Origin of the sequence: Archangium lipolyticum, assembly GCF_024623785.1 — a bacterium.
Lineage (GTDB): Bacteria > Myxococcota > Myxococcia > Myxococcales > Myxococcaceae > Archangium > Archangium lipolyticum.
In genome coordinates, this window is the sequence record NZ_JANKBZ010000016.1 from 182,246 (window position 1) to 206,979 (window position 24,734).

A 24,734-nucleotide genomic window follows, 5' to 3' on the forward strand; every position below is an offset into this window, starting at 1 on the left:
GGAGAGCACGGACAGCGGGGTGCTGGAGGAACTCTTCCGCAAGAGCCTGTTCCTGCCGGAGCAGGCGTCGAGCATCGCGAAGGACGTGGACCACCTGCACTACGCGATCATCACGGCGGCGCTGGTGATGGCGGCGCTGATCTTCGGGTTCGCGGCGTACTGCCTCATCCGGTTCCGGAGACGTTCGGAGACGGACGTGACGCCGAGGGTGCAGGGGACGCTGGGGTGGGAGTTGCTGTTCGTGGGGGTACCGCTGACGACGTTCCTGGTGTGGTTCTACATCGGGTACCACGACTTCATCCGGATGCAGACGCCGCCGCCGGAGGCGATGGACGTGTACGTGGTGGCGAAGCAGTGGATGTGGAAGTTCACGTATCCGGAGGGGCCCAACGCCATCGGGGTGTTGAGGGTGCCGGTGGGGAAGCCGGTGAGGCTGCTGCTGACGAGCAGGGACGTCATCCACTCGTTCTACGTGCCGGCATTTCGCATCAAACAGGACGCGATACCTGGGGCGTATACGCAGACCTGGTTCGAGGTGACGAAGCCAGGGAGCTACCGGGTGATGTGCGCGGAGTACTGCGGGCTGAAGCACTCGGAGATGTGGGCGGAGGTCGTGGCGCTCTCGGAGGCGGACTGGGACGCGTGGATGAAGGAGCAGAGGAAGGGCCTGGTGGCGCTGAAGGACGCGAGCCCGAGCGGACCGGAGCGTGAGGAGTCGGGAATCCCGGCGCGGCGGGCGGCGAGGTACGACGCACAGGAGCCGCACGGGGAGCTGATGTACGCGGAGAGGGGGACGCTGCCGGAGAGGGGTGAGCGATTGGCGGCGGAGCGGGGGTGCCTGAAGTGCCACTCAGTGGATGGGACGGCGCACATCGGGCCCACGTGGCTGGACCTGTACGGGAGGCGGGAGCGGCTGACGACGGGGGAGACGGTGGTGGCGGACGAGGCGTACCTGACCGAGTCGATGATGAAGCCGCAGGACCGGCTGGTGGAGGGGTTCGAGCCGGTGATGCCGTCGTATCAGGGGCAGCTGGGGGCGGCGGAGGTGGCGGCGCTGCTCGAGTACATCAAGACGTTGAGAAGCGCGCGGCTGGAGAACACCCGTTCGGAGGGGCCCGTGTATGAACCTGGCGGCGGGAAGTAATCAACCGGCGATCACCTATCTCAACCATGAGACGACGGTGAGGTCGTGGCTGCTGACGCGCGACCACAAGCGCATCGGGGTGATGTTCCTGGTGGGGGTGATCTTCGCGTTGCTGCTGGGCGGCATCTTCGCGATGGCGCTGCGGATTGAGTTGCTGACCCCGGGGCCGACGGTGATGGCCCCGATGACGTACAACCGGATGTTCACCCTGCACGGGGTGACGATGGTGTGGCTGTTCATGATTCCGGCGATTCCCTCGGCGTTCGGCAACTTCGTATTGCCGATCATGCTGGGGGCGAAGGACGTGGCATTCCCGAGGCTGAACCTGGCGTCGTTCTACATCTACCTGGCGGGATCTCTGCTGACGGTGTTCGGGATGCTGTGGAGCGGAGCGGACACGGGGTGGACGTTCTACACGCCGTACAGCACGGTCTCACCGACGACGGTGACACCCATCTTGATGGGGGTGTTCATCATCGGGTTCTCGACGATCATCACGGGGCTGAACTTCATCACGACGGTGCACACGCTGAGGGCGCCGGGGATGCACTGGACGCGGATACCGCTGTTCGTGTGGACGATCTACGGCACGTCGGTGATCCAGGTGGTGGCGACGCCGGTGTTGGGGATGGTGTTGCTGCTGGTGGCGGCGGAGCGGGTGCTGGGGATGGGGATCTTCGACCCGTCGCGAGGGGGAGATCCGGTGCTGTTCCAGCACATGTTCTGGTTCTACTCACACCCGGCGGTCTACATCATGGTGTTGCCGGCGATGGGGGTGATCACCGAGGTGGTGTGTGCGTACAGCCGGAAGAACATCTTTGGCTACAAGATGGTGGCGGCGAGCACGTTTGGGATTGCGTTCGTGGGGTTCTTCACGTGGGGGCACCACATGTTCGTGTCGGGCCAGTCGACGTTCGGGTCCGGGGTGTTCGGGGTGCTGAGCATGCTGGTGGCGATCTTCACGGCGATCAAGATCTTCAACTGGGTGGCGACGCTGTATGGGGGGTCGATCGATCTGAAGGTGCCATTGCTGTACGTGTTGGGGTTCATCTTCCTTTTGATGTTTGGAGGGATGACGGGGGTAGCGGTGGCGACGACGTCGTTGGACGTGCACTGGCACGACACGTACTTCGTGGTGGCGCACTTCCACTACATCATGGTGGGGGCGGTGCTGATGGCGTTCCTTGCGGCGCTGCACTACTGGTGGCCGAAGATGTTCGGGAGGCTGTATCCGGAGCGTTGGTCGTTCCTGGCGGCGATGACGATCATCTTCGGGTTCATCGTGACGTTCCTGCCGCAGTTCCTGTTGGGGAACATGGGGATGCCGCGGAGGTACTACGAGTACCCGAGGGAGATGCAGTGGCTGCACGTGCTGAGCACTGCGGGGGCGTCGTTGTTGGCGTTCGGGTTCGGGCTGATCGCCATCTACCTGCTGTGGTCGCTGAGGTACGGGGCGGAGGCGCCGGTGAACGCATGGGGTTCGAGGGGGTACGAGTGGTACAGCGGGTCTCCCCCGGTGCCGCACAACTTCACGGAGGCGCCGAGGTTCGAGCGGGAGGTGCACGACTACACGGTAGCGGAGGTGCCGCGTGTCTACTGAGAGCTCACCGTGGGAGGAGCATTTCGGGAGCAGGGAGAACCAGAGCCAGGCGGCGCAGCTGGGGATGTGGATCTTCCTGGGTTCGGAGGTGTTGCTGTTCACGAACCTGTTCGTTGGGTACGCGGTGTACCGGTACTACTACCCGGAGGTGTTCGTCGAGGCGAGCAAGCACCTGAAGGCGGACTGGGCGATGGTGCAGACGCTGTTGTTGGTGACGAGCAGCCTGTTCGTGGTGTTGGCGGTGCACGCCATCCGGCAGGGGAGACAATTACAGACGGTGCTGGTGTTGGTATTGGCGATCGGGATGGGGCTGGGGTTCCTGGGGATCAAGGGGTGGGAGTACTGGGAGCACTGGAAGGAGGGGGCGCTGCCAGGGGAGTACTACCGGCTGGCGGAAGTGCCGGAGCGAGGGGGGAGCCTGTTCTTCACGTTGTATTTCCTGCTCACGGGGCTGCACGCGATCCACATGTTGGTGGCGCTGGGGCTGTTGGGGTGGCTGGTGTGGGGAGCGCTGACAGGGAAATACACAGCCGAGTACCACATCCCGGTGGAGGTAGGAGGGCTGTACTGGCACCTGGTGGACATCTTCTGGCTGTTCATCTTCCCACTGCTGTACCTGGTGGAGTGAGGGGGGAGCATGGCGGAGGAGAAGAAGAAGTCCGCGTGGGGTTACGTGGTGGTGTGGGGAGCGCTGACGGTACTGACAGTGGCGACGTGGGTATTGGGGACGAAGCTGAAGCTGGGAGCGTTCTCGTTGCCGGTGGCGTTGGGGTTGGCGGTGATGAAGACGGTGCTGGTGGCGATGTTCTTCATGCACCTGGTGGAGCAGCCGGGGGCGAGGAGGGTGGTGTTGCCAGTATCAGCGGTGTTCCTGTGCCTGCTCTTGGGAGTGACGTTGTTGGAGGTGATGACGAGGATCCGGATGTCGAGACCGGACGGAATCGAGGAGGAGCTGGAGCCGAGGAGGCCGGAGTCGACGAGGACGGCACCACCGGGGAGCGGGTCCAAGCGCTTGATGGGGAACTGAGTCACCAGGAACAACAAGAGGAACACCCACCCCTCTCCCATCGGGAGAGGGACGGGGTGAGGGTATCGAGGACCGCGAGTTGAACCCGTGTATGCCCCCTCTCCCTCTGGGAGAGGGCTGGGGTGAGGGTCTACCGCTGGTAGATCTTCACCCAATCGACATACATCTTCACGGGGCCGCCCAGGGTGATCTTGAAGGCATCGAGTTGGATGCAGAGGTGGTGGGCGACAAGGGTGGCCTGCCAGGTCTTCCAGTCCAGAAGGTCCTTCTCGAAGCTGCCGTTGGCGAGCAGGTTGGGGCCCGTGGCGGCCGCGGTGAGGGAGGCGGGCACGTCAGCCGGGCCCTCCTGCATGGGGCCACAGCCACACGGGAGATCCGCTCGAGGTGCGTGCCGTCTATGACTTCAAGTTCCGGTGTGTGGACTTCGACAAGCCTCCCGAATGGAGGGAGTACCCTCCGGGACACCGCTACGAGGGTGAACTCCAAGGCGATATCTACAAGGAAGCCTTCGTGCCCGAAGTCCACCCCATCGGTCCGCGGAAGGGAGCCTGCTGGTGAGCGAGCGTTACCCGAAAATCCGCCTTCGTACGGAGTTCGGCGGCTATCTGGTGCATGAGGGATTGCGGCTGGACTTCTACATGCGCCGGCGGCACACGGAGATGGCACGGGCGGTGATGCGCTCGCTGGATGCCTACCTGGACGCGGTGGGTTCGGAGAATCTCGGCTTCTACGTGGATGACGAAGGGGACTTTCAGTTACTCGATGCGGAGGGCTGGGCACTCACACGGCGCAAGCTGCTGGAGGCACGTTGGCCGCGAGTCATCCTGGGAGAAGCCAGGGAGGTGGGCCCACAGAGGTACCACTTCGAGTACTACGGCAGACGGCTCGACGACCCTACCTGGAGAAGGTCGGAGAAGTATGCATGCGTGGCATCGTTCTGGCTGTCCACGGAGTACCTGGAGGAGCAGGGACCCGGGCGGGTGCGAGCGCTGGCGTTGGAGCTGGCGGCCCCTCTGCCCTTCTGCTCCGGCAACGCAGGACTGGCTTTCCTGGGTTTGAACGATGCAGTGGGGGTGACGAAGGAGATTCAGGACCGGTGCTTCCGCTACCCGGGCATGGACATTCCCGACGTGGCGCTCTACTCGTACAACATCGGCACACGGGTGCGAGGCCCCTCGTGGCTGACGTTCCTGGGCCAGCCCGTGTTGGGAGAGCTGGGAGGTGCTGCGGCGTTGCGCGCGCGGCTGCGCTCACCGGACACCACGGTGCAGGAATTGGACGGTGAGCGAGCGGTGGTGACGCTGGGGGAGTGGCCGGAAGCGGGAGATACCGAGCAGGGCCGAACACTGCCCGCCTATCGAGAGCTGGCGCGAGTGCTGGAGCCCTGGCTCTACGAGGGGCCCCTGCCCGAGAGCCAATTCCGCCCGGAGGACAGGCGCCGCTGGGAGCGCCGGTTCCTTGACGGACTGTGATGGCTTTGGAGGAGCAGCACCGTAGAATGCGGGTGCCGCCCAGTGGGTGCCAAAAGGAGTGGAGATGCCGGACCGGTTCATGCGCCGCCTGGAATTGCTGCTTGCTGGCTGTCTGCTGCTCGGGGCCTGTGCGGGCAGGCCTGTCCGAGGTGTTCCGAGTCACTACGCCCAGGACTCACTGAGTGCCCGGTGCAGGGTGAATCCCGTCTACTGCGCCACCGCGACAGGGCGGGAGGTCGCCACCGGGCCGGTGCAGACGGTGGGAACGGCCGTGGCGTCCACGGGCGTGGTGGTGGCGGCACTGGACGAGGCGACGAAACCCTCCATCAAGAGCGCACTGGAGCAATGCGCGGACATGGCTCGCACGGAGGTGCTGCTGAGCCACTCGGGGACCTTCGAGGGACTGGTGCCCAACGCGAGAGAGTGCAAGCAGATGACGGTGGACGCGAAGGGGCGGAGCGTGACGTGGGCCATGAGGCTCGGACTGGAGATGCACGAGGCGGCCATGAAGTGCGCCGAGGCGAAGCTGAGTGAGATGAACCTGAGGTTCAGCCTGAAGCAGCGCTACCGGTTCGACAGGGAGACGGGAGAGAAGTCGCTCATCAGCGCCAAGGAGAAGGAGGCGCTCCTGCGCCAGGGCGGAGAGGAGCTGAAAGGAACGCTGGAACCTGATGTGGTCATCCATGATGGAGACCCGCTCCAGGTCCAGGCTGTCTATGATTTCAAATTCAAGTGTGTGAACTTCGACGAGTATCCTGAATGGAGGAGGTACCCGCCGGGACACCGCTACGAGGGTAGGTTGCAAGGGGATGTCTACAAGGAAGCCTTCGGGCCCGAAGTCCACCCCATCGGTCCGCGGAAGGGAGCCTTCTGGTGAGTGAGCGTTACCCGAGAATCCGCCTCAGCACGGAGTCCAGAGGCTATTTGATCTACGAGGGCTTGCGGCTGGACTTCTACATGCGCCGGCCGCATACGGAGATGGCGCGGGCGGTGATGCGCTCGTTGGACACCTACGTGCAAGCGGTGGGCGTGGAGAATCTAGGCTTCTACATGGACGACGAGGGCGAATATTGGGAACTCGACCCGTCTGGCTGGGCACTTACCCGGCGCAGTCTGATGGATGACCCCTGGCCTCGCATCATCTTGAGAGACGCGAGAACGAGTGGTCCGCAGAGGTATCGCTTCGAGTACTACGGCAGACGGCTCGATGACACCGACAGGAAAAGGTCGAAGAAGTATGCATGCGTGGCGTCGTTCTGGCTGTCCACGGAGTACCTGGAGGAGCAGGGACCCGGGCGGGTGCGAGCGCTGGCGTTGGAGCTGGCGGCCCCTCTGCCCTTCTGCTCCGGCAACGCAGGACTGGCCTTCCTGGGTTTGAACGATGCAGTGGGGGTGACGAAGGAGATTCAGGACCGGTGCTTCCGCTACCCGGGCATGGACATTCCCGATGTGGCGCTCTACTCGTACAACATCGGCACGAGGGTGCGCGGCCCCTCGTGGCTGACGTTCCTGGGCCAGCCCGTGTTGGGAGAGCTGGGAGGTGCTGCGGCGTTGCGCGCGCGGCTGCGCTCACCGGACACCTCCGTGCATGAATTGGACGGTGAGCGAGCGGTGGTGATGCTGGGGGAGTGGCCGGAAGCGGGAGATACCGAGCAGGGCCGAACACTGCCCGCCTATCGAGAGCTGGCGCGAGTGCTGGAGCCCTGGCTCTACGAGGGCCCCTTGCCCGAGAGCCAGTTCCGCCCGGAGGACAGGCGCCGTTGGGAACGCCGGTTTCTGGACGGGGCATGAAGCCCATGGCGCACCTGGCTTCCACTCAGGGCTGACTCCCGGGAAACGGGCCACTACAGTGCGGGGCCCGTGCCCCTTCCGGGTACAGGGGGAATCATGAAACGCCTCGTCCTCGGTCTCGCCCTGCTCTCCGGCTGTGCCACCACCCGTCAGCCCGAGCCGCCCGCCGCCCCGGCGGCCGCCGCGCCCGCGTCCGAGGCGCCGCGGAAGCCCGACTCCGTCTACGTGTTCGAGGGTGTGGAAGTCTTCGGCTCGCGCAAGGTGCCCAGGGAGAAGCTGCTCGCGCTCATCACGCTGCCGGCGCCGGGCACGCGTCTGGACATGGAGAAGGACCAACAGGCGTTCGTCACGAGCCTCGTGGAGAGCAAGAAGCGGCTCACCGATGCGTACACCTTCGCGTTCATCCGGATGTCGGTGATCCAGGACAAGAATCACACGATGCGTGTGACGGTGGATTTGGTGGACGCGGGGGACGAATGGCGCATGCCCTTCTCCGCCGAGCCGGCGGAGGAGGTCGCGGATCCGGAGGGCCTGCTCGCGGCCTGGGCGGACTACCTGAAGACATTCTGGAGACTGAGGAGCGAGGGCGCGGTCCCCGAGTGGGGAATGGGCACCTGCCGGGCGCCCCTGGGGTGCTACGGTGGGTTCGATCACCCCGAGCTCGCGCCCCTGGAGCAGCGCTTCATCGAGGGGGTGCCCCGGAACGCCGATGCGCTCGTGCGCGTGCTGCGCGAGGACCGGGACGGCGGCAAGCGCATGAACGCGCTCATGCTGCTGACCTATCTGTCCTCGCCCGAGCAGCTGGTGGCGGCGATCCTCCCGTCGGTGCGGGACCCCCACGAGGGCGTACGCAACGAGGTGCTGCGCCGGCTGGGCTCGGCGAGACAGGCGTCGAAGAAGCCGGGCCTCGTTCCGCTGGATCCGGTGCTCGAGGCGCTCTGGTACCCGCTGGCGTCGGACCGGAACAAGGCGGGCTGGACGCTGGTGCACCTGCTGGAGGCGGAGGAGACGGTGAATCGCGAGCGCATCCTCCAGAAGGCGGGCGAGGTGCTGGTGGAGATGGCGGGGATGCGGTCGGAGCTCGACCACGAGCCGGCGCGCAAGGTGTTGGCGAGACTGGCGGGGCAGGACTTCGGCGGGGACGTGGGGGCCTGGCGCCACTGGTTGGCGCTGTCCCTGGGGAAGCGGTGTCATTAGGCTGGTGGGCACCATGCTGACGGATGCGAAGACCCTGCCCACGCTGGAGACGCCCCGCCTGCGGTTGCGCTGGCTGACGGAGGCGGACGTGCCGGCGCTCTTCGAGCTCTTCTCGCACCGGGAGGTGACGCGCTACTGGAGCTGGGCGGCGTATACGGAGGTGGCGCAGGCGGAGAAGTTGCTGCGGGCCATCCACGCGTTCTTCGCCGAGCGCTCGCTGTTCCAGTGGGGCATCGCGCGGCGGGAGGACGACAAGGTGGTGGGCACGTGCACGTTGTCGGATCTGAGCCAGACGCATCGGCGTGCGAGCCTCGGGTACGCGCTGAACCGCGCCTGTTGGGGTCAGGGCTACGGGCGGGAGGCGGTGGGCCGGGTGGTGGAGTTCGGCTTCACGGAGCTGGAGCTGAACCGGGTGGAGGCGGACGTGGACCCGCGCAACGTGGCCTCCATCAAGGTGCTCGAGGAGCTGGGCTTCCAACATGAGGGCCGCCAGCGCGAGCGCTACATCATCGACGGCGAGATTCAGGACGCGGTGATGTACGGGCTGCTGCGGCGGGAGTGGCGGCCGGGTTCCTCCTCGCGGTGAGGACGAGACCCGGGAAGAAGCGGGCCCCCGTGGCCTCCGCGCTCGTGCTGGACGCTTCGTCGGGAGCACCGCTGCACGAGCAGCTCTATCAGGCGCTGCGCACGGCCATGGTCACCGGCCGCCTGCCCGCGGGAACGCGCCTGCTCGCCACCCGTGCGCTGGCCGAGCAGCTCGACCTGTCACGCAACACGGTGATGACCGCCTATACGCGGCTGCTCGCCGAGGGCTACCTCGTTGGCCGCCACGGCTCGGGGACCTACGTGGCGGACGAGCTCCCCGAGCGGGCCCTCTCCGCGCGGCGTGCCCCGGCACCTTCCGCCGCACGTCGCGCGAACCCGCCCTCGCTGTCGAAGCGGGGGGCCGTCCTGGCGGCCGCACCCCCGCTGTTCCCCTTCGAGCAGGACGTGTCGGGCAGCACGATGGCGTTCCGCCTCGGGATGCCCGCCCTGGATGCCTTCCCTCATGAGCTCTGGGGCCGGCTGCACCACGAACGGTGGCGGCGCTCGTGGAGGGACACGCTCTCCCATCGGGATCCTCGCGGGTTCCGTCCCCTGCGCGAGGCACTCGCCAACTACCTGGCCACCTCGCGCGGCGTGCGGTGTGCTCCCGAGCAGGTGCTCATCGTGAATGGAACGCAGCAGGCCCTCAGCCTGACGGTCCAGGTGTTGTTGGATCCGGGCGATGCGGCCTGGGTCGAGGACCCGGGCTACCCTCCGGTCCGCGGCACGCTCATCGCGGCGGGCGCGGCCCTGGTGCCAGTCCCCGTGGACGCGGAGGGGCTGGATGTGGAGGCCGCGAACCGGCTGCGTCCGGACGCCCGGCTCGCGGTGGTGACGCCCTCGAGCCAGCACCCGCTCGGTGTCCACATGAGCCTGCGGCGCCGGCGGGCGCTGCTGGAGTGGGCCGAGCGCACGAACGCCTGGGTCTTCGAGGATGATTACGACAGCGAGTTCCGCTACGCCGGCCGGCCCTTCGCCGCGCTCCAGGGGCTCACGCCGGACGCGCGGGTCATCTACTCGGGGACGTTCGGCAAGGTGCTGTCGCCGTCCTTGCGGCTGGGCTACCTGGTCGTACCGGAGGCGCTGATCGACGTCTTCGTGAAGGCCCGGATGCTCGCGGACCTGCGCTCGCCCTCGCTGGAGCAGGCGGTGCTGACCGACTTCATCAACCAGGGCCACTTCAGCCGGCACTTGCGGAGGATGCGCGTGCTGTATGCCGAGCGGCAGGCCCTGCTGGTCGAGGAGGCCCGGCGCGAGCTGCGAGGCCTGCTCGAGGTGGGCCCGGCGGAGACGGGGATGCACCTGGTGGGCTGGCTGCCGCCGGGGATGGACGATCGTACCGCCGCCGCGCGTGCCGCGGCCGCCGGGGTGGTGGCGCTTCCCCTCTCCGCGTTCCGGAGTCAGACGTCTGGACGCGGGGCGCTGGTGCTCGGCTATGCGGCCGTGCCGGAGCCCGAGTGCTCCGAAGGAGTCCGGCGGTTGCGCCAGGCCCTGGGCTGAGACACGGCTGCCCGCGAGAAGTGGCCCCATGACTTCGCGCGTGAGTGGCACTCGTCCACCGCGGAGGTGGCCGTTAGAAGTCACCGCGGAGGATGAACATGGAACAGCGCTTCAACATGGGGGCGGTCGCTCCCGCGGGTTATCAGGCGATGTTGGGTCTGGAGAAGTATCTGCACCAGTGCGGGCTGGAGGAGGGGTTGCTGCACCTCATCAAGCTGCGGGCGTCACAGCTCAACCGCTGCGCGTACTGCATCGACATGCACTGGAAGGACTCGAGGGCCCTGGGCGAGCCGGAGCATCGCCTGTACGGGCTCGACGCGTGGCGCGAGAGCCCCTATTACACGGAGCGGGAGCGGGCGGCCCTGGAGTGGACCGAGGCGGTGACGCTCGTGACGGAGGGGTTCGTGTCCGATGCGGTCTACGAGGCCGTGCGTCCGCACTTCACGCCGAAGGAGCTGGCGGACCTGACGCTGGCCATCTCCACCATCAACGCGTGGAACCGGCTGAGCATCTCCATGCGCGCGAAGCCGGGAGACTACAAGCCGCCACCGCGCAACCGGTAGGGACTCCGGAGCTTCGCCCCGGGTCCAAGTGTCAACGACCTCGAGGGCGGCGGGCTGGCACCTTTTGGTGCTCGGATGGGGGGCGCGCTTCTGATGAAGTGCGCCCCGCCGGGTGAAGGGCGCCCGTCATCACGGAGGACAACCGATGAAGCTCTACTACAACCCGAAGAGCCGCGCGGTGATCAGCAAGTGGATGCTCGATGAGTGCGGAGCGCAGTACGAGCTCGTGCTCATCGACTTCGAGAAGCGGGAGCACAAGACGCCGGAGTTCCTGAAGATCAACCCGGCGGGCAAGCTGCCGGCGTTGGTGGATGGAGATACGCGGGTGTTCGAGGGCACGGCCATCTGTATGTACCTCGCGGAGAAGTACCCGCAGGCGAACCTGGCGCCGAAGCCGGGCACGCCGGAGCGGGGCCGCTATCTGTCGCTGATGGTGTACTCGACGTCGCAGCTCGAGCCCTCGATGGGCGACAAGCTGATGAACGTGCAGACGACGCCGCAGCGAGGCTGGACGGACTTCGAGACGACGCTGGACGTGGTCGAGCGCGAGCTGGGCAAGGGGCCCTACCTGTTCGGCGACTGGTTCACCGCGGCCGATGTGATGATCGGCTCGATGTTCATCTGGATGCGGATGTGGGGGAAGCCGACCGGGAGGTCGGCGATCGACGCGTATGTGGATCGGCTGCTGGCGCGTCCCAAGGGAATGAAGATGGGCTGAGCGCCCGGCGCGCGGGGCTCGTGGGCCGGGCCCCGCCGCGTGGCCGTCATTCCGACTCGTTCCACGTGTTGGCGTGGGACTCGAGGGGCCCGCGCTGGGGGCGGACGACGCAGAAGCGCTGGCCGGTCGGCGCCTCCATGACCCACCAGCGTTTGATGAACTCCACCCGTTTGGCGCCGAGTGCCTCGAGCCGTTTCACCTCGGCCTCGATGTCATCGGCCTCGATGTCCAGATGGATGCGGCTGGGATGATCCACCTTCTGCAGGAGGATCATCGGCTCCTCGGCGCTCACGGAGAGCTCGCGGTAGTTGCCGCTGTCGGGAGAAGGGGGCGCGACGGGCTTGCCGAGGGCCTTGCTCCAGAAGGTGGTGGCCGCGTCGATGTCCTCGGTCTTGCAGTCGATGACGAAGGCGGCGAGCCGGCTGCGATGCATGGGTGCTCCTGGGGTGGAATGAGGGGCCCGCATCATGTCCGAGGATGGGCGGTCCGTCAGAAGTGAGATGACCGGACGGCTACGTTCAATTCTCTGCGCAGGGCCGGCGTGTAAATCTCCACTTTCTCTTCAACCGCTTTCGCCTGGCCCGGTAGAGTTCCCCCGGGCTGACCACGATGGTAGGGGCCAGACGCCATGACCCCGGAACAATCCCTGGTGCTCGAGTTTCCAGCGTGGCTCCACGGCACCACCGCCGCCATCCTTCGCAAGGTGAGAACCGAGGGAAGGTGGTGGGCCCGGGAGTACCTCGAGACCGGTGCCTTTGCCCAGCCTCGGCGGATGCGCCAGGTGGCTCCCGGCGAGGTACTGGTGATGCACGCGGGGGCCGATTTCGACTTGGGCCGCACGGGCTGGTGGGTGCACCTGTTCGCGGAGATCTTCACCCATTTGGACGAGTGCATCCCGAAGGAGGAGCGTGAACGCACGGAAGCGGCCTTCGAGTCCTTCTGCCTGAGTACCCCTTGGGGAGCGCTCCACCATGGAGTGTCTCCGCCCCCACCGCATGGTGCTGCGCGCATGGCGAACCGGCTCGCCTCGCTGCTGCGCTTCTGGGAGGTGCTCCAGGGTCCTCGTTACGCGTTCCGGTTCGGGAAGAAGTACACGCTGGAAGAGCTCATGGAAGACCTCTGGCGCAAGACGCTGGAGGCCTGGTGCCCCGAAGGCCCCGCTTCGGTCCGTGAGCACCTGGCCCTCTCCGTGGAGCGCATGGCTCGCGCCACCCGGGAGGAGTGTCTGGAGGCCGTGCTTCGGGTCATGCCCACCGTGGTGGAAATGGACGCGGGCTTGAAGCGCCGCGAAGTGCTCAGGGACCCGGGTTTCCTGCGCGAGCGTCTCTCCACGCTTCCGCCGAAGAAGTTCGAGGAGCTCTCCAGCGCCTACAGCCACGCGGTGAGCGGGCCGTTGTGGGACTGGTACAGGGAGTTGGAGCGGCATTAGCACTCCGCCCCGATATTGGCTCCTCGGCGCTCACGGAGAGCTCGCCGGACGGCTACGTTCAATTCGTTGCGCAGGGCCGGCGTGTAAATCTCCACTTCCTCTTCAACCGCTTACGGCACGGAGTGCTGGGTCCTGCCACGATTCTCTATTTCCAGAAAAAGCGGTCATCTTGACGAGTATTGTAATTCCTGTATTCACCCCAAGAGCGGTTGGATCGTACTTGACGTGTAAACGAGTAATATCGCATAAATCACCCTGCCTGCGCTTGGGGGGAGCTGGACAGATCATGTCCAATCACTGCGCGTACCGGAACAGACAGAGTCTAACCAGCGCCTACGCGAGGCGGGCCTCCGGGGGGGAGCGCGTCTTGCTGCCTTTACCGGGTCCAATCCATATCAAAGCGGGAGAATCCAAAGTGAAGAACATGTTCTGGGGTGCGTCCCTCGTTGTGGGGCTGATGCTGTCTGCGTTTCAAGCCCAGGCGTCTGATGACAAGGCGGGCTCCGTCCAGCTCAAGGCCACCGAGAGCAAGGTGGCGGTGAGCCAGGTGAAGATGACGGGAGGCGCCCAGTACAAGCTGTCGGACATGGTCGTGATGCTGGACGGAGCGCTCTACCCGATGAACGCGCTGTCGAAGCTCGAGGGACGGATCTCCATCATCGTGGATGACGAGAGCCTGAAGACGGGAGTGGCGCGAGCCTACCGGACGACGGAGGAGTTCGACGCCTACGTGGCCGAGAAGGGCGCGCAGTGCCCCAATGCGGACGTGTCCGCGACGGGCACCACCGAGCAGTGCCTCTTCTATGACGCCGCGGACTGCACTGGCTGGACGTTGCGCCTGGCCGTCAACTGCGGCAACGCGGCTGGCAGCGTCGGGAGTCTGATCTCCATCCGCTCCTTCAGCCTGGGCTGTGGCAGCACCTTCGTGTGCCCGACGACCGACTGTACTGGCACCTGCGGCATCGCCAGTGGCACCGCGGGCGCCTGTGTCAACGTGACCAGTGGCGCCGTGCAGTGCGCTGGCTGCGCCAACTTCTGAGCTGGCGTCGCCAATCCTGAATCCTGACAGGCGTTGCGCCTGAGCTGGACCCTGCCCCGGGCCCGCGTGAGGCGGTGGGCCCGGGAGTACCTCGAGAGTAGGAAGTACACGCTGGAAGAGCTCATGGAAGACCTCTGGCGCAAGATGCTGGAGGCCTGGTGCCCCAGTGTCTGGAGGCCGTGCTTCGGGTCATGCCCACCGTGGTGGAAATGGACGCGGGCTTGAAGCGCCGCGAAGTGCTCAGGGACATGGGGTTCCTGCGCGAGCGTCTCTCCACGCTTCCGCCGAAGAAGTTCGAGGAGCTCTCCAGCGCCTACAGCCACGCGGTGAGCGGGCCGTTGTGGGACTGGTACAGGGAGCTGGAGCGGCATTAGCACTCCGTCCCGAGGATTCGAGGACAAGGGCGGCCATCGCTCGTCATCTCGTGGGAGTGGGGAGCGTGCAGTGGAGGGCCGGCCCTCTCATGCGAGGAGTCCGACAGGCTGAACCCCGCCATCACAAATCCGCTCCACCGACTCCCTCTTCGAGAACCGCGTCCGATGGGCGCCATCAACCACGGAGGAGAATGATGCGTAAGGCAATCATGGGAGTCCTCAGTGCTGCAGTCGCGGTTTTCTCGTTCAGCCAATCGGCGTTGGCGGCCGGGGCGACGAGTGAGGCCAAGGTCGAGGTCGAGAAGGGCGCGAGCGGGGCGGCGTGCGAGAACTGGCACTCCCCCAGCAGCGTCAAGTGGGGATATGCGCTCGGCACGGAGTGCAAGTCGGGCAAGAATGCGACCGTCCACGGGTGGGTCACCGACAAGGACGCGGATGGGCAATGCGTCTACGTCCACGTCGACTTCGCGGCCTCCGGTCCACAGGACAGCAAGTGGGCCTGCCCCGAGGGGAAGAAGATCGAGTTCAAGCTCACCGGCACCGGTGATGCGAGGAACATCTCGATTCGGCGTATCCCCGCGTAACGCGTGGGGTGAGGCTGCTGGGGCGGGATGGGAGGGCCCGCCTCGGCGTCCGCACGGCCCAGATGTCGACCGCGGATTTCTGCCCGGGGGGGAACTGCGTGGCGCGGCTATCGGAAGCCGGACGAGCGTCGCACTGGGCGGGGCAGAGGCGGGCCCTCCCTGTAGGGTTGGCCATGCCGAATACTATCCTTCAGGGTTGTTCCACCTGGGGGAAAGGTCAGCGTCATGGCGAAGGAGTACCGGAGTCCTGGGGCGGGGGAGGGCGGCGGTACGCAGCTCGAGGCTCGCCGGAACTCACGCGGCCGATCGTGGTGGGCTTTGGGTGTGCTGGCGCTGTGGGGCCTTGGGCTGCAGGCGGCGTGTGCCACGGGCTACCCCATGGGCGGGAGGCTGGCGGGCACCGCGCGCCACTGGGGACGCGCTCAGAGGGTGAGTCCAGGAGAAGAGGAGCGTGCTGGCGGGGCCCGGTTGGCGGCCGTGGCGAGGCCCGACGCGCCCAGCGAGGACCTGGAGAACGCTGAGGCCGGCGCGGAGGACCGGGAAGGAACTGGGCTGGATGTGAACGCGGCCGAGGGTGAGGGCGTTGGGTGGCCGGATGGGGTGGGCGACGGTCGGCCGTACGAGGTGCCCATGAGCCTCGACTACTTCCAGGGCTTCCTCGTGCAGGCCGGAGTGCCTACCACCGCGCTGCCCGGGGACGGGCGCGCGCTGTCGCCTCGGCAGGCGTTGGAGCTGGTGCCGCACCTGCTGTCCACGCCGGTGACATTGGGGAACTTCGGCTCGAGACGCATGGCGGCGCACCTGCTCCTGGAGGTGGCCACGGGCGGGGAGCTGGTGACGCGAGACGAGCTCCACGCGCGCATGAGGCGCTTCTCGCGGCTGCTGGTGCTACGCCCGGACGGCTACCTGGTGAAGGCCACCTCGGGAGTGGCGGTGCAGAAGGCCGGCCGGGTGGTGCTGGCCGGGGACGGGACGCTGCGAGCCGACAACTTCGAGGTGGGCCCCTTCTACGCGATCGACGGCGGACGCCTCTTTCCGGTGGATGGAAGGCTCGAGGTGCCGAAGGGGGCCCGTCCAGTGGGCATCTACCAGCCGGACGACAACCCCGGGCTGGCGGTGGCCGAGGGCGCGGTGCTGGCGGTGGTGGATATGGTTGAGGGCCTCTACCGGCTCGTCTTCCATACGGGCGAGACGCTCGAGGGACTGGCACAGCTGCCGGGCGCGGTGCGGCAGCTCTACGAGAGCTCGCCGCGACTGTGGGAGGAGTTTCGTCACAAGCCGTACGCGGAGAAGGTGCGGACCGTCTCCCGGCTCGCGACGGGCGTGGTCCTGACGGTGGGCACCTCGGGAGCGGGGGCGGCGAAGGCGGCATCGTGGGGAGGGAAGCTCGGGAGCGTGGCCGTGCCGCTACTTTCACTCTCGGGGGAAGGACTCCTGGCGGTGCGCCTGGTGGCGGTGCCCGTGGGGGGTGCTGTCGCCGTGGCGGGGAACGCGATGAGTGCCACCTACGTGTTGCACATGGCCAACACGGGCGCCCAGGGAGCAGGTGGCGGTTCTGGGTGGCCTCCTGTGGGCGGGCCCGGGCAGTGGGTGGAGGACACCTCCAGCATGTCCAAGCAGGCCCGGGACTACCAGTCCCAGGTGACGGGCGCGCCCAGGCGGTGGTGTTACCGGGTGTGCCGCGCCGGCAAGTGTGTGGATTACGATGGGTATGACCCTGAAACCGGGGTCCTGCAGGAGGCGAAGGGCCCTGGGTACGATAAGTGGTTCAACCGTAATCTGGAACCCAAGTTCGGGTTCAAGGGTCTGAAGGCTTTGCGAGAGCAGGCTCAAAAGCAAGCTCGGCTCGCGGGAGGTACACCCGTACGATGGCAGGTCGCTGAGCCGCGCATGGTCGACATTCTCAAGAGGCTGTTCAAGGAGTGGAACGTCACGGGTATTGAGGTCGTCCACACGTCGTTGCGGTGAAGGGGGTCACGCTTGAGCGAACCGTATTATGCAGCCGCCTATTGGGGACGACGTCGTGAGTCGGCCGAGCAATGTGCCAAACGCGCTGAGACGTTCTTCCACCTTCTGTCTGCCTGCCATGCCGACTACAGCCGCTGGTATGAGCAAGCCAGCTCAACGAAACGTGCGCTCCAACTCCAGTTCGAGCCGACCTCCGACACCTTCGTGCGCTTCTTCAAGAAGAAGAAGTACCAGGCGGGTGATGATGGTTTCAGCTTCGGTGCATGGACGGGCCATCCGGAGAACCAGGGGGGGATGGTCCTTCTAGGTTGTGGCGCGGATACCGAGGGGGTCACGAACCTCGCTCAGCTCTACTTTCCATCGGAGCCTCCTGGCAGGGATCGGTTGGTCACCCTTCCGGTGGTCTCTGGAGTGATGCGGGCAATGGTGCTGGCATGGGAGCCAGAGTGGGCGGTCGCCACTCCACGGGACTTCCGGGACCATCTTTCAGAGACAGGGCTTCCCGGCACCTTCGTGGGGTGGCTGACGTACTACTCGCGTCAGTGGGGGGATGTGCCGCCCCTCCCGGAGCCAGTGCAAGTCGGGCAGGTGGAGGACAAGGGGACGCTCGTCATCCTCAGCCCTGAGCGCGTGGACGGGGCAGTTGAGAAGCACGTAGCGCTCGGCAGCCGCATCCAGCAGTTTCTCGACGGCAGCGGCCTGCTCAGAAGGGTTGGGGAGCGGCGGTGTTGAGGATGTCAAAGATATCACGCGATGCGCGCTGGCTCCAGAATGGGGCGACGACCCTGGTGCTCGAGCCCGCCACGGTGGAGGGCGAGGTGCCGCTGAAGGACTGGCGGGTGCGTTGTGTCTCCTCGGCCTCTCCCAGCTATCTGGCCCTGGAGGTGGAGGATTCGCGCTGGTCCGTTGCCCCTGACAGCCGCCCCGCGGCCGCCGCAATCGCTTGAGGAGCACGGGGCTCGTGGGCCGACCCCCGCCGCGTGTCTGGGCCGCCGCCTTCGTCACAAATGACGCGCGTGGGCTCCTTCCCGGTGCCAGCTTCATTCTTCAGGGCTGGCATTCACCCGGGAGGCCGTCATGAAAAAGGAAGTGATTGTCAGAGCCTGGAAGGATCCCGCGTTCCGTGCGAGCCTCGCCCCCGAGGAACGCGCGGAGCTCCCCGAGAACCCCTCCGGCAAAGCCCTGGCCGAGCTCGATGAGGGCGGGCTGGGCCTGGCCGTCGGCGGGCACTGGAGGGACGTGGAAACCGCCTATCTCCCATGCACCTTGCCGGTCAGGATCTGCAGAGAGCGTTGATACGCGGGACCGCGGGGATGGCTACTCCAACTCGCGCAGGAGGGCGTCCCGCTCCGCGACGAGCTTCTTCGAGTTGATGGCCTTGCGAATCAAGTGACGGGCCTGTTCCCGGTCCGCCGCGCCGTTCAGGCGGGAGAGCCAGTGGGTGCGGAGCCCCTCGAGCTGTTGCCGCTGGGTGGCTCCCTCCGAGCCGAGCCACTGCTCCAACTCGACGACGAGCGCTGACCGGGGAGGGGGTGGGGGCCGCGCTCCGCCTGCTTCTGGCTTCGGCGTGTAGCGCCGTGCCGCCCAGTCCTCGGGGAGCGGGCCCCACGTCCCGGCCTGGGCGCGCAAGCCGAGCCGTGCCTCCTCGAGGTACTTCTCCTGGTTCTTGTCGGAGAGCACCTTCCAGGCGACGAGCCGTTCCCTCATCGCGGTGCGTCCGTGCGATTCATCGTGGATCTCCTCTCCGAGCTCGGCCCTACCCCACACGTCGAAGTGGTGATTGTGGGAGAAGACGGCGCTCTGGACGTGGGCGTCGCCGAAGACGTACGTGCCGTGCGGTTCGTCATCCCCGAGCAGGCGCCGGACGCGGAGCTCTCCGAGGACCACGAGATAGCCGCTCGTGAAGAGCGTCTGCGCGATCAGGTTGCCCCGGACGAAGACGAGCCCGCCGACATTCTCCAGCCAGCCGTCGACGAGCAGGTCGCCGTCGACGAAGGTCGTGCCACGGGGGTTCTCGAGAGCGAGCGACGCGAAGCGGCCGCCCGAGAACAGGCCAGCCCCGCCGCGGGAGAACCCGGACGAGAGGACCTGGGCATCGACATCCATGCCAAGCCGTGCTCCGCGGCTGCGGAAGAACCGCTGGTAGGGGCTCAGCCAGGCAGCGGCTTCGTCTGGCGGCAGCCAGCGTTGCAGAGGCAGCATCCGTCCAGTCTACAGGCTGCCCTCCCCGAGGGGAGTGCTTCGTCACTCACCGGGGGGTGGGCGGTTCTTCGAGCGGCGCGCGAGCCAGTTGCGCAGGAAGGCCTTCACGGCGGGGTGTGGGGACTCGCGGACCACGTCCGGCGGGCCCACGGCGACGATGTGGCCCTCGTCCATGATGGCGAGGGTGTCGGCCATGCCGAAGGCGGACGCCACGTCCGGCGTAATCACGAGCGAGGTCGCCCCGAGCTGTTGCTTGCCGGTGGTGATGATCTCATTGACGGCCGCCGTGGTGAGCGGGTCCAGACCGGCGGTGGGGTCGTCGTAGAGGAGGATCTTCGGCTGGAGGATGGTGGCGCGCGCGAAGCCCACACGCTTCTGCATGCCGCCGGACAGCTCGCCCGGGTAGCGCGTGGCGGCGTGGGACAGGCCCACCTTGGCCAGCGTCTGGTTCACCGTCTTCTCTATCTCCTCCTCGGGCATCTGGGTGCGCTCGCGCAGGGGGAAGGCCACGTTGTCGAAGACGGTGAGCGAGTCGAACAGGGCGTTGGCCTGGAAGAGGATGCCCTGCTTGCGGCGCATCTGGTTCAGCGCGGCCTCGTCCATCTTCGCCACGTCCTGGCCCTCGACGAGCACCGTCCCCCGGTCCGGCCGCAGCAGTCCCATGATGTGCTTCATCAGCACCGACTTGCCCGAGCCGGAGATGCCCATCAGCACGCAGGTGGTGCCCTCGGGCACCGCGAGGTCCACGCCCCGCAGGGCGTGGTTGTCGCCAAAGGACTTGTGCAGGTCCCTCACCTCGATGGCCAGCTTGCGTACCGGCCCGCCGCTCGTGTCGCTCATCGCCCCGCCACTATAGGGAGGGCATCGCCAGGTGTGCCCCCTGGTGACAACAGTCACCGCCCCTGGTGACCGCCGTCACCGGTCGGCGGGAGGCCCGCTGTCTCCCGGTTTCGCGGGAGCGCGCCCCAAACCCTTGGAAATACAGGAGCTCGGGTCCCAGAAGGGAGTTGGAACGCCCCATGCAGTAGTCGCCAGGCACCGGACGCACCGACCCCCGAGGACCCTCCGCCATGAAGATCCCCTTCCGTACCCCTTCGCTCCCCTCCCTCTCCCCCCTCCGTCCCAGGACGCCTTCGCTGCCCACGGAGACCAGGAGCTTGCCCTCCTCGCCCACGAGCCCGCGCTCGCTCGGTGACGGCTTCGAGTCCCGCCGCTCGGTGCCCACGCCGGCGGAGCTCCTGAATGGGAAGAACAACCTGAGGCCCACCGACTTCGGCGTCGTGCACCCGGATCTGCCGGGCATCCGCACCCGCCGCGGCAACGGTGAGTCGGCGCACCAGTTCACTGACCTGACCACGGACGCGCGGCAGTCCACGCATCGGCTGATGGGGCAGCCCAATGGCCGGCAAATGCTGGAGGAGCTCAACGGCCGCACCTCGGCCGTCAACCCCGGCAAGATCGGCACGCCGGGCAGGCCGCTGACGGTGGCGGACATCTACTCGGGCCGTGACGCCAACATGCCCATGTCGCACAGGCCCCTGAACGACGGCACCGATGAGTCCATCCAGAAAGCGTACCGCTACGACGGCAAGCCCGGCGCCGGGCAGGCCAGCCACATCAACTATGACGAGACGGCTCCCAGCGCCAACCGCTTCAACAGCCTGGGCCACGAGTCGGTCCACGCCTGGCGCGCCTCCAACGGCCTCCAGGTCAGCCCGCTGGAGGTCAGCCCCCGGCGCAACGACCCGGTCATCCGGGACAATCCCAAGATCGTCGGGGACGTCATCGGCCACCACTCGCACATGCAGGAGGAGTTCGAGACCGTCGGCCTGAAGCCCACCCCGCACACGCCCCACGGCTGGGCGCCCAACGAGAACCTCATCCGCAACGAGCACGGCCTGCCGCGCCGCAATGACTACTCGAGGCAGACCCCGGCCAAGACCGACGAGCTTCTCAACAACATCGACTCGAAGACGGACGACCGCTCCTGGTTCAACAAGACGTTCGGCAACGAGCCGTCCCCCGTGGGCGGCATCATCAACCACCTGGAGGGGTAGACGCCTTTTCCCCACATCCAGGCTCTTCCTCGAATCCCCAGAAAATGGGTTCTCACTTGATTTGAAAGTGATACCCATGGAATATTCCGCTCCCAGGCTTTCAGAGGGGAGCGCATATGCGGGATTCGAGGAACGAGTTCGCCAGGCCCGGCAGGCTGGCGGGATGGGCGTCGGGGCTGATGGCGGGTCTGCTGCTCACGCTGGGGGCATCCCCGGCGTGGGCGAAGAAGCCGTCGAAGGGGGCCACGGCCGCCCTGGCGATGCCGGCGGGGCCCTACTCCCAGTACACGCTTCAGGAGGGCTACAACTGGCGGCTCGTCCAGTCCTACGGCTACGCCGAGGACGGGCGGTACTTCAACGAGCCGATGTTCATGATCCAGAACGTGGACGGCCTCTACAACGCGCCGATCCCCGAGAGCGTGCGGCAGGACCTGCTCAACTCGCTGGACTCGCAGAGCTCGGCCTTCGCGCTCAGCCAGAACATCCTCAACGAGATCGCCATCTCCGAGCAGCAGGGCTACCTCACGCCGGCGCTGCAGGCCATCGCCGAGCCGCTCGACTATTATGACGACGGCACCGGGCCGGATCCGTACGACCCGTATGACCCATATGACCCGTACGAGCCGGTTCCGTACGAGCCCGTCCCGTACCAGCAACAGGCCCGGCTCTTCGGGCGGTGCGACGACAAGGTCATCAACAAGAGCCAGACCTTCAACATCAGCACGCCGCTCAACAGCAGCTTTGGCACGGGCGGGAGCTTCTCGGGCAACGTCTCGCTCACGGGCAACGCGCAGGCCTCGGCGACGGGAGACATCCGGGTCCGGCTCAAGCGCTTCAAGATTTTCGGCGTGTGCATCCCCGATGGCGTCCGGTTCGACTACGCGCGCGCGCATGGCAACGCGGTGGTGAACTATGGCACCACGCTCAGCGGCTCGGTGAACTACGCCACCTCGCAGCCGTGGGAGTGGCAGATCGCCAAGCCCTTCCTCTTCTCCTTCGCCTTCTTCATCGGCCCCATCCCGGTGTACGTGGGCTTCAACCTTCCCATCACCGCGGGCCTGTCGCTGAGTGCCAGCGCGTCCGGCTCCATCACCTACAATGGCGCGCAGGCGGCCACGGGCTCCTTCGACTACACCTGCACGCTCGACGGGTGCAGCGGCTGGTCCAGCTTCTCCTCGAGCAACCTGCAGGCGCCGACGACGTTGAGCGGCAACGTGACAGGGCGCATCCAGCCCACGCTGTACGCGCAGCTGGCCATCCGTGGCTTCCTCTACGATGAAGGGTTCGCCTATGCGCAGGTGGGCGTGCGCCCGTACCTGTATGGCGACCTGTGGGGCTACTACGGCAACCAGTGCGGCGACGCGGACGGGGACGGCATCTTCGAGACGGTGGATGCGCTGACCTTCGATCTGGACTGGCAGGTCTACGTCACCGCGCAGGCGGACTCCTTCCTCACCAGCGAGAAGCGGTGGAACCTGTGGAACAACTCGCGCGGGCACCTCAACTTCTGGGACCTGCTGAGCTCGGGCTCCCGGGCGGTGCAGCCCATGCTGCTCGGCTCGGCGACCGTGCCCGCCAACATCTCGCAGACGTACAGCGCCCGGATGCGGCCCTGCTGGCCGTATGGGGACACCGTCAACTACCAGCTCGGCTGGGGTGATGGTTCCACGTCGTACCCGAGCGGCGCGCCCGCCTCCCCGGTGTCGGTGTCGCATGCCTGGTCGTCGACGGGGACGAAGGGGCTGTCGCTGATGGCTCGCAATGACTCGCACGGCCGCCAGTTCAACAAGACGACGTCGCGCAACATCCAGGTGACCACGGGTGGCGGCACCGCCACGCACTACGGCATGACGTGGAAGGTGCGTCAGCACAACGGCGCCTACGTCAACGTGGGCTATGACAGCATCACCAACCCGTACAGCGGCGACACGAGCCCCTCCACGTCGCTGCCCATCCTCTGCCTCTACAAGGACGGGCGGGCGGCTCCCTCGGGAATCGCCATCGACTTCTACAACGGCTGGGCGGGTGGCGTGGTGAAGCTCAGCGCTCCCGTGATGGGCTCGATGCTCACCTCGCGGGGCGCCGCGGACACCCTCTGCTCCAACACCTACGGTCCCGGCTACCGGATGGCGGAGTTCCACGATGGCAATGGTGGCTGGGGCTGGTGGGCCCAGGGCTCGCTGAGCACCACCACCCGGTTCTGGGTGGCCATCAATGATCAGCCCGCCAACCCCTGGAACTGAGGGACTGGTCGCGGAAAAGGAACCGCCCCGCGCCCGGGGAGTGGAGCCGGGCGCGGGGCGGGGCCCACCGCGAGCGCGGTGGGTGACGGTCTACTGAGGGCCGGGGCCGGAGACGGGGCCCGGGGTGGTGGTGCCGGTGGTGCCGCACAGGCTGTGGCCGGTGCACAGCAGCATCGCCTGGGGCCAGCGCTGATCCGGCTCCACCGTGGTGCCCGCGGGGACGGCCTCACCGTAGGCGCTCTTGAAGAGCCCGTCCGCCGGGTTGGCGCGGTTGAGGATGGGGTCGCCCACCACCTGCTTCGTGTAGTGGTAGAAGCACGCGGGCTGCACCGGGGCGAGCGTGTCGCGGCGCCGCGTCCCGTTGTCGAAGTAGCCGCACTCGAGGCGCTCCAGCGTGGTGCTCGGGTCGTTCGGATCCACCGGCAGCACCGACGAAGCCCGGCGGTGGATGGAGTTCACATCCATCGTCTGCTGCCGCCGGCCCGTGGGCTGGTACGCGGTCCAGTCGAACTCGAAGCCGGCCGGGAGGCGGTCATTGCCGAAGATGACGGCGACCTTGGAGCCGGAGCCCACCACGCCCACGCCATTGATGGTGCGGGAGAAGATGACGGTGCTGGCGCTCACCTCCTGGATGAGGGGAGCGGTGGTGGAGTCCGCCTGCCGCGCCTCGACCTGGTGCTCCGTCTTGAGGGCCTCGAGCGTCTCGCCGGTGCCGAGCAGCACGTGGCGGCCGAGCTGCTCGGTGACGAAGCGGCGGCCGAGGGCCTCCAGGTCCGTGTTGCTCAGCCGCGAGGCGAGCGGGACGGCGCGGCCGGCGTCCAGGGCCACGGGGTTGTGGTAGCGCACCGCGGTGCCATCGCCGTAGACGGTGAGCTGCCAGCCGCTGTCGCCCACGTAGCGGATGCCATTGCGCTGGAGGATGATGGAGTAGTTGCCGGCGGTGGTGATGCCGGAGGTGGAGGTGCGGAAGCGCGCCACCAGCTCATCGGCCACCACGCGGGCGCCGCGGCCCGGCGCGCGCTCCAGCACGGGGAGGACGGCGCCCTGGAGGCCCGTCTCGCGGGAGTTGGCGTTCCAGTTGCGGCGGTAGGGGTAGTCCGCCGCCTCGGCGGTGGAGGGAGCGCCGGCGAGCAGCAGGGCGCATCCGAGCAGGCCGGTTCCGGCCACGTTGAGCACACGTCGGGTGTTCATGAAGTTCATGACGTTCGAACCTTCGAATCGAAAAGGGTTGGGAAGATGGG

Annotated in this window: 27 protein-coding genes; 22 read left to right on the forward strand and 5 right to left on the reverse strand. The window is 66.8% G+C overall.

The genetic code is table 11. The features are described 5' to 3' along the window. The first annotated feature begins 22 nt into the window (after nt 1–22). From coxB to NR810_RS30430, 4 genes are read left to right on the forward strand one after another with little or no spacing between them, the layout of a single operon-like run. A complete protein-coding gene (coxB, locus tag NR810_RS30415; RefSeq protein WP_257457920.1) occupies nt 23–1,144 on the forward strand; it encodes a cytochrome c oxidase subunit II in 1,122 nt (373 codons plus the stop codon). Continuing rightward, nucleotides 1,122–2,744: a cbb3-type cytochrome c oxidase subunit I gene (locus NR810_RS30420; protein ID WP_257457868.1), complete on the forward strand. Its 1,623-nt coding sequence runs from the start codon at nt 1,122–1,124 to the stop codon at nt 2,742–2,744. Before coxB ends, NR810_RS30420 begins: the two co-directional genes overlap by 23 nt. Next, nucleotides 2,734–3,372: a cytochrome c oxidase subunit 3 family protein gene (locus tag NR810_RS30425; protein WP_257457869.1), complete on the forward strand. Its 639-nt coding sequence runs from the start codon at nt 2,734–2,736 to the stop codon at nt 3,370–3,372. Before NR810_RS30420 ends, NR810_RS30425 begins: the two co-directional genes overlap by 11 nt. A 9-nt stretch (nt 3,373–3,381) precedes the next feature. Next, nucleotides 3,382–3,771 (forward strand): cytochrome C oxidase subunit IV family protein, encoded by a 390-nt coding sequence (locus NR810_RS30430; RefSeq protein ID WP_257457870.1) that lies wholly within the window; start codon nt 3,382–3,384, stop codon nt 3,769–3,771. A 130-nt stretch (nt 3,772–3,901) separates the two neighbouring features. Here the strand turns inward: NR810_RS30430 and NR810_RS30435 are convergent, their stop codons facing one another. Next, a complete protein-coding gene (locus tag NR810_RS30435; protein WP_257457871.1) occupies nt 3,902–4,102 on the reverse strand; it encodes a hypothetical protein in 201 nt (66 codons plus the stop codon). A gap of 223 nt (nt 4,103–4,325) precedes the next feature. On the opposite strand from NR810_RS30435, the gene NR810_RS30440 reads away from it, so the two are divergent. The 8 genes from NR810_RS30440 (at nt 4,326) to NR810_RS30475 (ending at nt 11,597) form a co-directional block, all read left to right on the forward strand. Next, on the forward strand, nt 4,326–5,243 hold the full coding sequence (locus NR810_RS30440) for a DUF3396 domain-containing protein (protein WP_257457872.1): 918 nt from the start codon (nt 4,326–4,328) through the stop codon (nt 5,241–5,243). A 64-nt stretch (nt 5,244–5,307) separates the two neighbouring features. Further along, the gene (locus tag NR810_RS30445) at nt 5,308–6,120 is read left to right on the forward strand and encodes a hypothetical protein (protein WP_257457873.1); all 813 of its coding nucleotides are present in this window, start codon (nt 5,308–5,310) and stop codon (nt 6,118–6,120) included. Next, on the forward strand, nt 6,117–7,034 hold the full coding sequence (locus tag NR810_RS30450; protein WP_257457874.1) for a DUF3396 domain-containing protein: 918 nt from the start codon (nt 6,117–6,119) through the stop codon (nt 7,032–7,034). The genes NR810_RS30445 and NR810_RS30450 overlap by 4 nt, the downstream gene beginning before the upstream one ends. Nucleotides 7,035–7,130: 96 nt before the next feature. Beyond that, a complete protein-coding gene (locus NR810_RS30455) occupies nt 7,131–8,231 on the forward strand; it encodes a HEAT repeat domain-containing protein (protein ID WP_257457875.1) in 1,101 nt (366 codons plus the stop codon). Nucleotides 8,232–8,244: 13 nt separating this feature from the next. Further along, nucleotides 8,245–8,817 carry a GNAT family N-acetyltransferase gene (locus NR810_RS30460; RefSeq protein ID WP_257457876.1) on the forward strand — a complete coding sequence of 191 codons (573 nt, stop codon included), beginning with the start codon at nt 8,245–8,247 and terminating at the stop codon, nt 8,815–8,817. A gap of 29 nt (nt 8,818–8,846) precedes the next feature. Next, on the forward strand, nt 8,847–10,316 hold the full coding sequence (gene pdxR / locus NR810_RS30465) for a MocR-like pyridoxine biosynthesis transcription factor PdxR (RefSeq protein ID WP_257457877.1): 1,470 nt from the start codon (nt 8,847–8,849) through the stop codon (nt 10,314–10,316). Nucleotides 10,317–10,414: 98 nt separating this feature from the next. Continuing rightward, nucleotides 10,415–10,879 carry a carboxymuconolactone decarboxylase family protein gene (locus tag NR810_RS30470; RefSeq protein WP_257457878.1) on the forward strand — a complete coding sequence of 155 codons (465 nt, stop codon included), beginning with the start codon at nt 10,415–10,417 and terminating at the stop codon, nt 10,877–10,879. 145 nt (nt 10,880–11,024) lie between these two features. Further along, nucleotides 11,025–11,597, forward strand: a complete 573-nt coding sequence (locus NR810_RS30475; protein WP_257457879.1) for a glutathione S-transferase family protein — start codon at nt 11,025–11,027, stop codon at nt 11,595–11,597. Between the two features lie 46 nt (nt 11,598–11,643). Here NR810_RS30475 and NR810_RS30480 read toward each other — a convergent pair whose 3' ends face one another. Continuing rightward, the gene (locus tag NR810_RS30480; protein WP_257457880.1) at nt 11,644–12,030 is read right to left on the reverse strand and encodes a VOC family protein; all 387 of its coding nucleotides are present in this window, start codon (nt 12,028–12,030) and stop codon (nt 11,644–11,646) included. 195 nt (nt 12,031–12,225) lie between these two features. On the opposite strand from NR810_RS30480, the gene NR810_RS30485 reads away from it, so the two are divergent. The 8 genes from NR810_RS30485 (at nt 12,226) to NR810_RS30520 (ending at nt 18,287) form a co-directional block, all read left to right on the forward strand. Continuing rightward, a complete protein-coding gene (locus NR810_RS30485) occupies nt 12,226–13,026 on the forward strand; it encodes a hypothetical protein (RefSeq protein ID WP_257457881.1) in 801 nt (266 codons plus the stop codon). A 424-nt stretch (nt 13,027–13,450) separates the two neighbouring features. After that, nucleotides 13,451–14,065: a hypothetical protein gene (locus NR810_RS30490; RefSeq protein WP_257457921.1), complete on the forward strand. Its 615-nt coding sequence runs from the start codon at nt 13,451–13,453 to the stop codon at nt 14,063–14,065. A 158-nt stretch (nt 14,066–14,223) separates the two neighbouring features. Continuing rightward, the gene (locus NR810_RS30495) at nt 14,224–14,439 is read left to right on the forward strand and encodes a hypothetical protein (protein ID WP_257457882.1); all 216 of its coding nucleotides are present in this window, start codon (nt 14,224–14,226) and stop codon (nt 14,437–14,439) included. Between the two features lie 191 nt (nt 14,440–14,630). Further along, the gene (locus NR810_RS30500) at nt 14,631–15,023 is read left to right on the forward strand and encodes a hypothetical protein (protein ID WP_257457883.1); all 393 of its coding nucleotides are present in this window, start codon (nt 14,631–14,633) and stop codon (nt 15,021–15,023) included. Nucleotides 15,024–15,653: 630 nt separating this feature from the next. Beyond that, nucleotides 15,654–16,991: a restriction endonuclease fold toxin 5 domain-containing protein gene (locus NR810_RS30505; RefSeq protein WP_257457884.1), complete on the forward strand. Its 1,338-nt coding sequence runs from the start codon at nt 15,654–15,656 to the stop codon at nt 16,989–16,991. 12 nt (nt 16,992–17,003) lie between these two features. After that, on the forward strand, nt 17,004–17,723 hold the full coding sequence (locus NR810_RS30510; RefSeq protein ID WP_257457885.1) for an immunity 52 family protein: 720 nt from the start codon (nt 17,004–17,006) through the stop codon (nt 17,721–17,723). A gap of 2 nt (nt 17,724–17,725) precedes the next feature. Further along, complete coding sequence (locus NR810_RS30515; protein WP_257457886.1) at nt 17,726–17,938, forward strand: hypothetical protein; 213 nt, start codon at nt 17,726–17,728, stop codon at nt 17,936–17,938. A gap of 130 nt (nt 17,939–18,068) precedes the next feature. Continuing rightward, on the forward strand, nt 18,069–18,287 hold the full coding sequence (locus tag NR810_RS30520) for a mersacidin/lichenicidin family type 2 lantibiotic (protein WP_257457887.1): 219 nt from the start codon (nt 18,069–18,071) through the stop codon (nt 18,285–18,287). A gap of 21 nt (nt 18,288–18,308) precedes the next feature. Here the strand turns inward: NR810_RS30520 and NR810_RS30525 are convergent, their stop codons facing one another. Continuing rightward, nucleotides 18,309–19,193 (reverse strand): hypothetical protein, encoded by an 885-nt coding sequence (locus tag NR810_RS30525; protein WP_257457888.1) that lies wholly within the window; start codon nt 19,191–19,193, stop codon nt 18,309–18,311. 42 nt (nt 19,194–19,235) lie between these two features. After that, complete coding sequence (locus NR810_RS30530) at nt 19,236–20,033, reverse strand: ABC transporter ATP-binding protein (RefSeq protein WP_257457890.1); 798 nt, start codon at nt 20,031–20,033, stop codon at nt 19,236–19,238. Between the two features lie 317 nt (nt 20,034–20,350). On the opposite strand from NR810_RS30530, the gene NR810_RS30535 reads away from it, so the two are divergent. Further along, nucleotides 20,351–21,250, forward strand: a complete 900-nt coding sequence (locus NR810_RS30535; RefSeq protein WP_257457891.1) for a type III secretion system effector protein — start codon at nt 20,351–20,353, stop codon at nt 21,248–21,250. Nucleotides 21,251–21,366: 116 nt separating this feature from the next. After that, on the forward strand, nt 21,367–23,493 hold the full coding sequence (locus tag NR810_RS30540; RefSeq protein WP_257457892.1) for a hypothetical protein: 2,127 nt from the start codon (nt 21,367–21,369) through the stop codon (nt 23,491–23,493). Between the two features lie 90 nt (nt 23,494–23,583). Here NR810_RS30540 and NR810_RS30545 read toward each other — a convergent pair whose 3' ends face one another. After that, complete coding sequence (locus NR810_RS30545) at nt 23,584–24,684, reverse strand: hypothetical protein (RefSeq protein WP_257457893.1); 1,101 nt, start codon at nt 24,682–24,684, stop codon at nt 23,584–23,586. Between the last annotated feature and the right edge of the window lie 50 nt (nt 24,685–24,734).